At 45.8% G+C, this 13746-nt stretch carries 12 protein-coding genes and 1 pseudogene; 4 read left to right on the top strand and 9 right to left on the bottom strand.

From position 1 onward, the window contains the following. Nucleotides 1-58 precede the first annotated feature (58 nt). The 7 genes from DXA97_RS08445 to DXA97_RS08475 form a co-directional block, all read right to left on the bottom strand. Complete coding sequence (locus tag DXA97_RS08445) at nt 59-526, bottom strand: hypothetical protein (RefSeq protein WP_118719488.1); 468 nt, start codon at nt 524-526, stop codon at nt 59-61. 62 nt (nt 527-588) lie between these two features. After that, nucleotides 589-1470 carry an MBL fold metallo-hydrolase gene (locus DXA97_RS08450; protein ID WP_118719490.1) on the bottom strand — a complete coding sequence of 294 codons (882 nt, stop codon included), beginning with the start codon at nt 1468-1470 and terminating at the stop codon, nt 589-591. Nucleotides 1471-1587: 117 nt separating this feature from the next. Beyond that, nucleotides 1588-2424, bottom strand: a complete 837-nt coding sequence (locus DXA97_RS08455) for an MBL fold metallo-hydrolase (protein WP_118719492.1) — start codon at nt 2422-2424, stop codon at nt 1588-1590. A gap of 59 nt (nt 2425-2483) precedes the next feature. Next, entirely contained in the window at nt 2484-3671 is a 1188-nt protein-coding gene (locus DXA97_RS08460) for an enolase C-terminal domain-like protein (RefSeq protein WP_118719494.1), read from the bottom strand. Nucleotides 3672-3787: 116 nt separating this feature from the next. Further along, a complete protein-coding gene (locus DXA97_RS08465; RefSeq protein WP_118719496.1) occupies nt 3788-5272 on the bottom strand; it encodes a tripartite tricarboxylate transporter permease in 1485 nt (494 codons plus the stop codon). Between the two features lie 11 nt (nt 5273-5283). After that, nucleotides 5284-5730 (bottom strand): tripartite tricarboxylate transporter TctB family protein, encoded by a 447-nt coding sequence (locus DXA97_RS08470; protein WP_118719498.1) that lies wholly within the window; start codon nt 5728-5730, stop codon nt 5284-5286. A 94-nt stretch (nt 5731-5824) separates the two neighbouring features. Further along, nucleotides 5825-6916, bottom strand: a complete 1092-nt coding sequence (locus tag DXA97_RS08475; RefSeq protein WP_118719499.1) for a tripartite tricarboxylate transporter substrate binding protein — start codon at nt 6914-6916, stop codon at nt 5825-5827. Between the two features lie 165 nt (nt 6917-7081). Here DXA97_RS08475 and DXA97_RS08480 point away from each other — a divergent pair, with 165 nt between their 5' ends. Beyond that, entirely contained in the window at nt 7082-8074 is a 993-nt protein-coding gene (locus tag DXA97_RS08480; protein ID WP_118719501.1) for a LysR family transcriptional regulator, read from the top strand. On the opposite strand, the gene DXA97_RS08485 is transcribed toward DXA97_RS08480, so the two are convergent. Further along, nucleotides 8013-8192: a DUF4250 domain-containing protein gene (locus DXA97_RS08485; RefSeq protein WP_118719503.1), complete on the bottom strand. Its 180-nt coding sequence runs from the start codon at nt 8190-8192 to the stop codon at nt 8013-8015. The genes DXA97_RS08480 and DXA97_RS08485 overlap by 62 nt on opposite strands. A 176-nt stretch (nt 8193-8368) precedes the next feature. Here DXA97_RS08485 and DXA97_RS08490 point away from each other — a divergent pair, with 176 nt between their 5' ends. After that, the gene (locus tag DXA97_RS08490) at nt 8369-9385 is read left to right on the top strand and encodes an asparaginase (protein WP_118719591.1); all 1017 of its coding nucleotides are present in this window, start codon (nt 8369-8371) and stop codon (nt 9383-9385) included. 6 nt (nt 9386-9391) lie between these two features. Here DXA97_RS08490 and DXA97_RS08495 read toward each other — a convergent pair. Continuing rightward, nucleotides 9392-10824, bottom strand: a pseudogene (locus DXA97_RS08495) (spore germination protein). Nucleotides 10825-11460: 636 nt separating this feature from the next. Here DXA97_RS08495 and DXA97_RS08500 point away from each other — a divergent pair. Further along, on the top strand, nt 11461-12516 hold the full coding sequence (locus tag DXA97_RS08500) for an ATP-binding protein (protein WP_118719505.1): 1056 nt from the start codon (nt 11461-11463) through the stop codon (nt 12514-12516). A gap of 144 nt (nt 12517-12660) precedes the next feature. Further along, a complete protein-coding gene (gene asnA, locus DXA97_RS08505) occupies nt 12661-13668 on the top strand; it encodes an aspartate--ammonia ligase (protein ID WP_118719507.1) in 1008 nt (335 codons plus the stop codon). Nucleotides 13669-13746: the final 78 nt, after the last annotated feature.

The following is a 13746-nucleotide window of genomic DNA, read 5'->3' on the forward strand; positions in this document are numbered from 1 at the left end:
AAAAGTATGCCGCAATTTCCGCGGGCATGTCCACTCAGCCATCCGGCGGGCAGGTGACTCAGCTTTCCCTTTGTTTCCGCCCGGGCAGACATCTGCTTCGGATCATGGAAATCCGTTCAAATAAAAGTCCTGCCAGAAACCACAGCGGCGCAAAATCCAGACGGATCAGACCATTTACACTCGTCTGATACCCCGTGTAGTCCCAGGGGCAGATTCCTTTCGACTGTAAAAAAGCACCAGACAGATACTCTGCCGTGAAAATAAGTACCATATACAACAGACCATGCCGGATGATCCAGTCCCTCGGACTAAGCGGTCCGTCACCGATCCAGCGGTCAACCAGTCTGCCGATCGGTGCCAGAACAGCCCCACAGCCGTAAATCGGAAACATCAGAAGCGAGGTCTGCCCCATCAGCCGCCAGTCATGGGCAAGGATGGACTCTGTGGAAGTAAAGATTACTTCCAGACACCAGCCGGTAACCCCACACAGGAAAAAATGAAATAGAAATCGTTTTAATGTGTTCATACAATTAATATAACGTTTTTCCCTGCATTTTATTCCCGTTCAGATTTCCTGTTTTTTATTTCTTATTCTGCGGCCGGGTTTTCTTTCATGAATTTCAGCAGTGCATCACGCTTCTCATCCAGATAACATCCCCACTCTTCCGGATCGATCCATACAGTGCGGTCCGCTCCGTTTTTGATCGCTTCCAGTTTTTCTGGCATATGGTTGTTGATGCAGTGATTTCCTAAGAAGAAATCCACATGCTCGTTCCGTACTTTTTTGAGAGATTCCAGGTAAACCTCGCGCATATGGCACTTCGGATCCCCGATCTCGGTCAGATAATCGGTTGCCAGTGTATTGAAGCCGAAACCGCCATAATATCCTGCACGCACGGTACGGTCTCCTTCTGTCACATCAAAGAAGATTGCGATGCATCCTTCAGTGTGTCCCGGTACCAGGTAAAACTTCATGGTGACATTGCCAAAGGTCATCTCATCTCCATCACGGATCACACCATCCGGCTCACACGGAGCATCCATAAGATCCGGGCTGTCCTGGATATAGGATTTCTCCGGATGTTCCCGGTACATGATCGCATCCGGCTCACCCATATAGATTTTCGTGCCGAACATATCGCGCATAAATTTTACGCCGCCAACATGATCGACATGGCCGTGGGAAAGCAGGATCCACTTCACATCAGCCGGATCAAAACCAGCTTTCCAGATGGAATGGATCAGCATGGCGGTATTGCCGCAGTTTCCGGCATCGATCAAAAGAAGTCCGTCCCCGGTATCGATCAGATGTACACAGACCCAGCTGTCTCCTACATAATAAACATTTCCGAACATACGAAACGGCTCCATATAACGCTCTGCCTGCTTCGTCCAGTATTTGGACATCGGATTCTTTTCAAATTCTGCTCTTTTTGCAAGATAGTTTTCATAATCTTTTACAATGCTCATGATAATCTCCTCTCTCTATTGTAAGCTGCATCGGCAATGATTTACCGAAACCTTCTGCTTATCATCTTATAATCCAAAAACGCGGCAACAAAGAAATCTCCCTGTGCCGCGTCTTCCTTATTTCATCAGTTCGCGCACCTGACGTACACGTTCCATGATAAAATCTGCCCATACCGTATCATCCAGATATGGCTGACTTTCATGGGTATACTGTCCTGCTCTGTCTACGATCTCAATCTGATTCGGATGACTCGGCAGTGCAATATCTACATGAATCTTCTTTAATTTTTCTGCATCCTCAAAGAAGCGGTCACGAAGAGCCGGAGTTAAATACTTGCTGGTCGCATAGTACTTATCATTCATGGTATTCGCTCCGACACCACCGTGCATGGCAACCACATACTCATCACCGGTTACCGGATTTTTCTCTTTCCAGAAAAAGCTGGTGCAGCCAATGGTATGTCCCGGGGTCAGCATGGTCTGGACGCTGATATTTCCGAGGGTTACCGGTTTCTCATCGGAATAAAACTCATCCGGTTCAAAGTTCTGTACATGAGAGCCGGAATCCGGGATCATGGTTTCCTCCGGGCAGCTCTTCATGAATACATAGTCCTCTTTGGACATATAAACCTTTGCTCCGGTCAGCGCCTTCATTTCAGCTGCTGCTCCGCAGTGATCGAAATGCGCATGGCTGATCAGGATTTTCTTAATATCAGTCGGCTTGTATCCCAGTGCATAGATAGAATCTACCATCAGATACGTGCTCTCCGGAATTGCGCTGTCGATCAGGATCAGGCCATCGCCTGTATCGATCAGATAGCAGCCAACCCAGGTCTGACCTGCTACATACCAGGTGTTCGGAGATACCTGAAACGGCTTGATTGCCAGTGTCCACGGCTCATGTACAAGAGTTTCTACCGGATGTGGGATTGCCGGGCTACAATGAAATGACATAATGATTCTCCTTTTTCATTCAACTTTTCTTTACAACTTCATTCAGTATATCACTTTTTTTATCTGTAGAAATACTGAATATTTGATACACATCCATCTTTTTCCAGTTTTTCAAAATTTATCTGAACTGGAAGTCCAGGCTCATCCGGAAGATATAATCTGGTTCCCTTGCGGGTTGGCTTTAAGCGGTAATACTGCTCCATATATTCCGTATTCGGTTTATGGAACTCCACCTTTTCCCCATCTTTTAACATGACACCCATCAGTGCACCCGGATGATCATTCTGACCGGAACATACATGGCAGCCTCTGCTGCGGACCATATCCGTAATCTTCAAAAACTCACCCATTGTGTAGATGGATGGCATAACGGTAATATATTCCACGCCTGCATCCATATACGCCTTATACTCCAGGGCATAACGTGCAGATTCACCGTAATCAACCGGAACATAGCGGTCTTCTTCCTTCATCATACGGATAAATTTTGCAATTTCTTCGCTCTCTGTATGTACGATAGGCTCTTCATACCATGCAATATCATACTGGTATGCTTCCCGGATAAACTTCATAGCTGTCTGGGCGTCATATGCCTGATTGGAATCTACTGCCAGTTTCATATCCGGACCTACTGCCAGACGGATTTTCTCGATGCGGCGAAGATCATTTTTCATATCGCCAAGAGAGATTTTAATCTTTGTTGTATCAAATCCCTCTTCCTTGATTGCCAGAATTTCTTCTACCAGTTCCTCATCTGTTCTTAATACAGAACCGCCTCCTTTGTAAATGTCTGCGTAATTTTTTTCAGCTCCAAGCAGCTGATACATCGGAATGCCACGTTTTCTGGAAATCAGATCAAACAGGATTACTTCCATCTGAAACATTGGAACACTAAAATTATAATTAGCACGTTCCATCCAGTAGAAGATTTTTCTCCACTCCAGATTGGTTCTCGGCATCGGATCTTTCAGCATAAGCGGAAGAATGGTCTGCCATACAGCCGGCGTCACTGGCCCCTCACCGCAGTCTCCATCCTCATCGTATACTCTCAGCCACGGAGTAAATGTCCAGGTTTTCTGAACTTTACCAGTTCCATCCTTCCATACCTGCTTGCGTGGTTTCGGCTGAAAGGTATATAAAACAGCCCTGGTAAGCTTAATTTTTTCCGGGAAAGCAAAGTCCTCATTGATTTTCATGCAAATGTGCTGATCTACTTCACCGTTGATCGAATATATCATCTTTTCCATTCCTCCTGGTCAATACAGTCTTACTGGCTGTTATTTAAGTATGGCTCAGAACGAGTTTTTCAGATAAGATCTGATGTATTCTCTATTCTGAGCCAGATAAAAACTATTATAATCGATTACTTTTCTTTTTTCTTAAGCTTTGGTGCGATGTACGGCCAGAGGACAGAAAAGATTGCGATCAAAAGTAAAATGCAGGATGCCGGTCTCTTGAAGAACATCAGCATGTCACCTCTGGAGAAGCTGACTGCCTTACGGAAGTTTGTCTCCAGGGTAGATCCAAGTACATACGCAAGAATAAACGGAGTAGATGGAATTCCTGCATAAGCCATCCAGATACCAATACCGGTAAACATCAATGCCATATAAACTGCAAAAATATTGTTTGCATTGGTGTAAACACCTGTAAATGCCAGGATCAGGATTGCCGGGTACAGATAGTGATACGGTGCTTTCAGAAGAAGCGGGAATGCTTTGATACCAAAAATCTCAACAACAAGTGCGATCACTGCTGCAAATACTGCTGCCAGGAAAATCATGAAAACGAATACCGGGTAGTTTCTCTGCATCAGAGGACCAGCCTCAATACCATGAATGGTCAGACCACCTAACAGAAGTGCCGTGGTTCCATCTCCAGGAATACCAAGTGCAATCATCGGGATGATAGCACCACCGACAGAAGCATTGTTTGCTACCTCAGGAGCAATGACACCATCTACACAACCTTCACCAAATTCCTCAGGATGTTTGGAAGAATTCTTTGCCATGGTATAAGCAACTACGTTTGAAAGTGCTGCACCCATACCAGGAAGGAATCCGATACCAAGTCCTACCAGGAAAGAACGGATGATATTGCCAATGTTTCTGGTAAGGTCAACCAGCGGAAGGGTGAATTTACCGATTTTTCCTTTGAAAGTACCTGCTGCACCAGTCTCTCCTTTTGCATAGTCGCTTAAGATCATAGCACCTGCAAAAAGACCAGTCAGAACGCATACCATGTTGAATCCGCCAGACAGATAATAGGAATTAAACGTAAATCGTGGAGTAGAAGAAATCGGAGCATAACCAATCTGGGTAATGAACAGACCAATTGCTGCACCGATGAAGCCTTTCAGCATACGTCCCTTGGACATACTTGCAACCAGGGTGATTGCCATCAGACCAAGTGCAAAATACTCCCACGGTCCCATCTTAACTGCAAATTTGGAAATAACCGGGCATGCGATCATTGCGATCAGGATGGACGGAACAGTACCCATGAAGTTTGCAACGGTACCAGCAGATAATGCTTTGGTAACTTCGCCTTTCTTTGTCATGGCGTATCCATCATAACAGGTAGACAGAGAACTTGGGGTTCCAGGAATACCAAGAAGGATAGAACCAATGAAACCACCTGAGCAGCTTCCTACCCAGATTGCAATCAGCATTGCAATTGCTACGTTAGAATCCATCGCAAAGGTAAGTGGAAGGATAATGGTAATTGCCATTGCTCCAGACAGACCCGGGATCGCACCCAGGATCAGACCGATGAATCCACCGATCACCATCATAATAAGACAATAAGGGGTAAGCAGAATCCCCATTGCGCTCACAAAATCAGCCATCTTTATCCTCCTTAGAACAGTACGCCGCTCGGAAGCGGAATGCTGAATACTTTTACAAACATCAGATACATCACTGCGGTCATGGCTGCTGCAAATACAATGCGCTTCCAAACTGCGATGCCCTTGCCCTGGCTAAACATGGAGCACAGAACCAGAAGTGCTGCAAAACATGCGATCACATAGCCTAAAAACTGCATTGCAACAATGAAGCCAAGCATTACAGCAGAAATCAGACATAATCTGCCAAACTGTGGTCTAGTGTAAAATACCGGAGATGGCTTCTTTCCGTTTATCAGAAGACCAATTCCGCAAATAATCATAATACCAGCTGAGATATATGGAAACGCCTGCGGACCAATATCTCCAGTCATGGTAGATGCTGGAAGCTGAGATGTCATGAAGGCAATCAAAACACCCAAAACAACTGCAATCAGACCTGTAACACGATCTCTTGTCATAATATACTCCTTTGAAATCCATTTCGAAAAAGAGCCCCAAGCGACTCAGACCTCTTGGGGCTCCTGCATGTTACACTGGTTAAATTCTTAATTCTTATTTCATTAAAGCTGCTGCTTCACCGTATTTAGCCTGCATGTTAGCAACGATAGATGCTGCATCATCCGGGGTATTGTAGCCAGCTTCCATCTGCATCTGATGATACTGGTCGATGATGTCCTGATTTTCCAGAACAGTCTTCATGGTCTCACTGATCTTAGCAACATCGTCTGCAGACATTCCCTGCGGTCCACACAGTAAAGAAATGCTGGACAGCTCGCAGCTATCAATACCAAGCTCTTTTAAAGTCGGAACATCTGGCATAGCCTCAGACTTCTGATCACCAGTAATTGCCAGTGGCTTCATGTCGCCAGCCTCAACATACTGTTTTGCATTTACGATCGGAAGGATTGCCATATCTACCATACCGCCAACCAGGTTGGTAATGGTGTCTGCGTTACCGCCACAGTCAACAATCGTGAACTCGGTACCAGTTGCCTGCTGGAATAACATCTGCATGAAGTGACGGTTTCCGTTTGCCTGTACACCAGTCAGATATTTTCCTGGCTCTGCTTTCGCAGCGTCAATCAGTTCCTGAAGCGTATTTGCTTCTACATTCTTATTTACAACGATACAGTTGGTCTCAGCACCTGGAACAGTGATTGTACCAAGCATCTGGAAATCTTCATATGTATGATCGTACTGACCGGTAGCCATCATACCGCACTGACCGGTATGACCCAGATACAGGTTTAAACCATCCGGTTTTGCATTTCTTACAGTTTCCAGTGCAACGGTACCACCGCCGGTTGCATCGTTGATAACTACGAAGTTTGCACCAGTTGCATCGCTCATTCCCTTAGCGAACAATCTTGCAATCATATCGGTACCACCACCTGCAGATGCCGGTACATAAAGCTGTACAGTACCGTTCGGCCAGGTGCTCTTGGAAGCATCTCCCGCTACGGTAGAAGTACCCTCAGCCTTTGCCTCTTCTTTGGACTCTGCCTGAGTTTCCTCTTTAGACTCTGCCTGAGTTTCTGCAGCTGCAGCAGTAGTTTCTGCCGGTGCAGCCTGTTTGCTTCCGCAACCAGCTAATGCCATTGCCATTGCGCCTGCCAGCATTACGCTTAATAACTGTTTTCTCATAACCCTTTTTCTCCTTCTCACTTGTTTCAAAAACTTACATATTTTTATCGATATGCTTGTTTTTTTGTATGCTTTGATTATACTTTCTTTATAGTCTTAATTCAACTTATCATATTTTATATTTTTTCTTAGTTCAATTAAGAGTTATATTGAGGAGGATTTATTATGGATTTAAAACAGATTGAAAATATGATTGCCATCGAGCAGGAGCAAAGCATTTCCAGAGCTGCGGAAAAGCTTTTCCTGACCCAGTCAGCACTAAACCAGCAGTTATTAAAATTGGAAAAAGAACTCGGCACACCACTTTTTGAGCGGCGCAAGCACAGCATGATCCCGACCTTCGCCGGGCGCATTTACCTTACAACTGCCCACAAGATGGTCGATATGAAAAAAGAAACCTATAAAATTATTTCTGATATTTCTGAGGAAAATCTTGGAGAGATTGCGGTAGCGTATACACCAGAAACCGGTGCCACCATGTTTTCCAAGGTCTATCCCATTTTTCACCGGAAATATCCGCAGATCACATTTCGAATCTATGAAGAACGTGTAAAAAAGATGGAGCAGCTGGTTCTGAAAAACGAAGTACATTTTGCCTTTATCACTTATGCAGAAGGAATGAAACATCCAGATCTGGATTACCTCGACATGGATACCGAATACATGATTCTCGGTCTTCCCATCACTCATCCACTGGCACACCTTGCAGGGAAAAACAGCCATGAAACTCTTCCACGGCTTGACCTGACATTGCTCAAGAATGATAGCTTTATCCTTTTAAGTAAAGAAACCCGCATGCGCGACATGATCGACCAGGCCTTTACCCATGCCGGTTTCCACCCAAAAGTTCTATTTGAGTCTGTGAGCACCCATACCGTGATCAACATGTTAAAAGAACAGATTGCCCCTGCCTTTTTCCCACAATCCTATGTAGATCCTGCTGCACCGATCGCTTATTTTACTGTGAATCCAAACCAGCGCTGGTCGCGCAGCGTTGCTTTCCTGAAAGGCTGTTATTTTACCCGACCGGAAAAGTATTTCATAGCTCTGTGTACAGATTACATGCGTGGTAAATTGCAGGAACATTTTGATACAATTACACAAACTGATTCCGTGTCGAATCATAATGATAATCAATTGCATCCAGTTTCCTGCTGATCTCTGCTTTGTCCAGATCGTAAACCGCGCACAGTTCGTCCAGGCTGTCATAATTGTCACGCAATTGGGTGTTTAAAAAGCTCATCAGCATAACCGGATCTTTTGGAATTGCTGCCATAATTTTTTATTTCCTTTCTTTTTGCAAAATGCTATAATATTGTTATTGTTCAAATCCGTTGCAGCTCCTGCCATGCATGGGCTGCAGCACAATATTATAATAGAACGAATTGACAAAGATCACAAGTTTTTTGCAACAGGAGGCCAGACCCAAATATGAAACCCCCAAAGAAGAACCTGAAACGTATCCTTATGATCGCCACCGGCGGCACCATCGCCTCCAAGCGCAGTGAGGATGGCTTAAAGCCACTGATTACATCAGAAGAACTTCTCGGCTATGTCCCGGACGTAAAAGAATTTTGTGAAGTGACCGCCATGCAGGTCATCAACATCGACAGCACCAATATCCAGCCAAAACACTGGCTGTTAATTTCTTCTACCATTGAAAAGTACTACGATCAGTTCGATGGCTTTGTGGTCTGCCATGGCACCGATACCATGGCCTACACGGCATCCGCCCTCTCCTACCTGATCCAGAATTCACCGAAACCGATCGTCATTACCGGCGCGCAAAAGCCGATCGATCTGGAGATCACCGATGCAAAGACCAACTTAAGCGACAGTTTTCTCTTTGCCAGCTGCGATAAAGCACACGGTGTCAACATTGTCTTTGACGGTAAAGTCATTGCCGGTACCCGCGGCAAAAAGGAACGCACCAAAAGCTACAATGCCTTTTCCAGCATTAACTTTCCTTACATTGCTACGATCCAGGACAACCACATTATCTTCTATCTCGACGATAAAGACCGCCTGACTGAGGAGGTCACCTTCTATCACAAGCTGGACAGCAAGGTGACTCTGTTAAAACTGATCCCGTCCATGAACGGCGGCATCCTGGACTATCTGTTCAAGCACTACGATGCTGTTATCATTGAATCCTTTGGTGTGGGCGGTATTCCTTCCTATGAAGATGACAGTTTCCACCGGGCGATCGAGCGCTGGGTCAATGCCGGCAAGTTTGTCATCATGACAACGCAGGTCACCAACGAGGGAAGCAACATGTCCGTCTACGAAATCGGCAAAACCATCAAAAAAGAGTTTGGTCTCCTGGAAGCTTACGACATGACCCTGGAAGCTACCGTCACCAAACTCATGTGGATCCTTGGACAGACCCACGACCCGGATATGGTAAGGGAAATGCTTTACAGCACCATCAACCGGGATATTCTGTATACAACGAAGTGGAAAGCATAAGAACCATCAGCGGTTCTCATCCGCGTTCTGGCTTTCCGGTATTACCGGAAGCCGTCCGCGGAAGAACCGCTTTTTTAATTCTTTCCAGCTGAACGGAATGATTGGGTAGATATAACTCTTTCCGGCAATCGTCTTGTTAAACACGATCGCACAGACGGAGATCACAAAGCCGATCACATAACCCCACACATCAAACACCGCGGTAAACAACAGCATGATGATCCGCATAAATTTCAGTGCATATCCCAGTTCAAAGCTGGACTGGCTGTAATTTGCAATCGTCACAAATGCCATATACAGCATAGTCTCCGAGTTGAACCAGCCGGATTTCACCGAATATTCTCCCAGTACGATACCCGCAATGACGCTGAGCGGCGTTGTCAGCATATTTGGCGTGTTGATCGCCGCCAGACGCAGACCGTCAATCGCAAATTCCAGGATCAAAAGCTGAAAGATCAGCGGCACATAAGTCACATCCGAAAGCTTGGTAAAGGCCAGCCACTGCGGCAGTGCGTCCGCATGCATCATGCAAGAAGCCAGGTTGGCGTCAGTAAAAGACATAATACTGCTGTTGCCATACGGGACAGCCGCAGATACGTCCCCGTCACAGGTGGAAAATAGTAATCATCTGCTTCCTCAATAATGTCAAACACGGAGGATGGCAGCACCATAGCCGCCGGAGAGTTGTCCACCAGAATGACGATATTTCCTTCCAGAATACACGCTGCCGCAGTGTCCGGGCGCTCCGAAAACTTGAATTTCGGAAACGGGTTAAACCATTTATGAGGGAAAATCCCCTCCGCCAGACTCTCCTGGTTCATCGTCAGCGCATCCACCCGCAGGTTTTGGATGCGGTTCCGGATCTTATTTAAAAGCTCTTCATCGATGCGTCCATCCATATAGCAGACCGCTATGTCCGTGTGGGAACTGTTTCCGGCTGTCAGGATCTCCATGATCAGCTTCGGGTCCCGGATCCGGCGGCGAATCAGCGCCGTATTAAAGATCAGCGTCTCCACAAAACCGTCCCGGGAACCGCGCAGAACCTTGTCTTTTTCCGGTTCCTCCACACCGCGCGCCGGGTAAGTACGGCAGTCCAGCATCAGGCATTTGTCGTACCCGTCAACCAGAACCGCCGTGATTCCGCTCAGCAGCTGTACGATCATGTCCTTTTCGTTGTCGACCAGGCTTACTTCTCCATAAGGCATATATTTTTTGGAAAAACCGTGCGCGTCTTTTGGCATATCCTCCGGCTTAATGCTCCACCACGCCTGTAATACCTTTAAAAGGACCTCATCCTTGGTCAGCCCATCCACAAAAAGCAGACACGCCTGCTTTCCTCCGATCGTGATCGCCCGGTAAACTACATCGAAATTTTTTTCCAGACTCAGCGTCTGTTTTAAATGTTCCAGATTTTCTGACAGATTTTTTGAAAACTGCATGCTGCAGTTCCTCCTTTCTTTCAAGAAACACGTTCTGTTCTTTCTGTTTCTCATATGGCATATCTGAAATACGCATAGAATCATTCCATTTTCCGTATAGTATGTCAGAATTCCCCTGTCTTATACCCGGCGCTGCCTCATGAAACTTGCACAAAGAATTTCCTGTTTCAAGCCCTAAAAAAAAGTTTTTCTGTCACATTTTTTGTTTTTCTTTAAGATGCACACGAACGTCTTTGTGCAGCGGACACGTGTATACAATTTGAGCAGTTTTCCCTCTCCAAAGTGCACAATCTTCTTAAAATTGCACAATTATCCTTGACGCTACCACAAAACAATGATATAGTGTATTTTGTAAGAAAGACATGAGCGCCATCACTCCGGCGCCTTTTATTTTCTTAACTGGTATGGGGATACCAAGCGAAGACTGTATTGTGTAACGGTTTTTGATCGTGACCAGGAGCTGCTTTCTGTGGGGGAAAAGCGGCTCCTATTTTTTTGTGTTCATAGGAGTTTCTTGACATAAAATAATACAAATGTTAATATCATATCATAAAGTTATCCAGAGTTATGAATAGTTATCCATCAGTATATAAGTTATCCAAAGTTATGAAGAGTTATCCATCAAGGAGGCCGAGCATGAAACGAGACAATCCCTTCACCCTCACATTCGGAAAACAGCCAATCAAATACATTAACCGTTATGAAAGCACCGATAATATCCTTTCCACCTTTGAGGCAGATAACCCGATCAGCCAGACTTATCTGATCAGCGGTATCCGCGGAAGCGGGAAAACGGTGCTTATGACTTCTGTTTCCAATCAGCTGCGGAACTCTGACGAATGGGTCGTAGTCGACCTGAATGCCACCCAGCCTCTGCTGCAGGAGTTTGCCATGCGTCTGCTCGATGCCAGCAAACAGATTCCAAACATTTTTGAAAAAGGATTCGAGATTTCTGTCGCAGGCTTCGGAATCGGATACAATGGAATTACAGAAGAGCGGGACAGCGTGAGCAAAATCGAAACGCTTCTGGACAGACTCAATAAAAAAGGAAAAAAGGTACTGATTACCATCGACGAGGCTGTCGCAAACGAAAATATGCGGATTTTCGCCAGTCAGTTCCAGATCTTTATCCGAAAAAACTATCCGGTATTCCTGATCATGACAGGACTCTATGAAAACATTTACGAAATCCAGAATGACCCGGTTCTGACCTTTTTGCTTCGTGCTCCCAAGATCATTCTTGGTCCGTTAGGCATCAATCAGATCAAAAACGAATATCAGAATATCTTCCAGATTGATGACGAAAAAGCCCGGCAACTGGCTAATATCACCATGGGCTATGCTTTCGCTTTTCAGGCGCTTGGCATGCTATACTGGGAGTATCACGATGAAAAACCTCTTGACTGGATTCTAAAGGAACTGGACGGTCTTCTGGAAGACTTTGTTTACCGGAAAATCTGGAGCAGTTTATCTCCACTGGAAAAACAGATTGTCTCGGCCATGCCAGAACAGGGTACAAAAATAAAAGTAAAAGAGCTTTGCGATAAGCTGGAAATGAAAGGCACTACCTTTTCCAAATACCGGGAACGCCTGATCAACAAAGGGGTGTGCATTGCACCAGAATATGGCTATGTTGCACTAGCGCTGCCAAGATTTAAAAATATTACAGAGTCTTACATCGAAACAATATGATTCTCGAAATTGAATAAACTGCTATAAAATAAGAAAATACTTGTGATTTTATTCCAAAAATGCTACCATTAAGTATCTTGCGGAGTTTTGCTCAGGCAAAACTCCTTTTTTTAAAACCTAACGCAATACAGGGAGGAAAGAAACATGGCATTGATCATTCCAGCTAACTATGATCCCCATCTCACCGTGCGTGAGACTCAGGAAGCGATCAAATACATCCGTGACACATTCCAGAAGGAATTTGGCAAAGAGATGCACTTAGAGCGCATTTCCGCACCGCTGTTCGTCACCCAGTCCAGCGGCTTGAACGATAACTTAAACGGCGTAGAGCGTCCGGTCCAGTTCGACATCGCTGCAATCCCGGGAGAGACCGTTGAGGTCGTACATTCCCTGGCAAAGTGGAAACGTATGGCTTTAAAAGAGTATGGATTTGAGCCTGGCGAGGGTCTTTACACCAACATGAACGCGATCCGCCGCGATGAGGAGCTCGACAACCTTCACTCCTGCTATGTAGACCAGTGGGACTGGGAGAAAGTCATCGCCAAAGAGGAGCGCACCATTGAAACCCTCGAGGCAACCGTTCAGACCATCTTCAAGATCATCAAGCACATGGAGCATGAGGTATGGTACAAGTATCCGCAGGCAGTAAAGCATCTGCCGGAGCACATCACCTTCATCACCACCCAGGAACTGGCAGACCGCTATCCGGACAAGACGCCGAAGGAGCGTGAGAACCTCATCACCAAGGAATACGGCTGCGTCTTCCTGATGAAAATCGGTGACAAACTTGCAAGCGGCGAACCGCACGACGGTCGTGCACCGGACTACGATGACTGGCAGTTAAACGGTGATATTCTCTTCTGGTATGACCAGTTAAACTGCGCACTGGAGGTTTCCAGCATGGGTATCCGTGTTGATGAAAAATCCTTAGAGGAGCAGTTAAAGAAGGCCGGCTGCGAGGAAAGAAAGAACCTTCCATACCACAAGATGCTCTTAAACGGCGAGCTTCCGTACACCATCGGCGGTGGTATCGGACAGTCCCGTCTGTGCATGCTGCTCTTAGACCGCGCCCATGTCGGTGAGGTACAGGCAAGCCTGTGGCCAGACGATATGAGAAAGATCTGCAAAGAGCATAAAATTATTTTACTGTAATACGAATCAGCGGAAGCGCCACCGGCGCTTCCGCGGCATACACGCAAAAAGAAAGACCGGACAGTGCGCAGGCACGAT

Origin of the sequence: Clostridium sp. OF09-36, from assembly GCF_003481985.1 — a bacterium.
Lineage (GTDB): Bacteria > Bacillota > Clostridia > Lachnospirales > Lachnospiraceae > Brotaphodocola.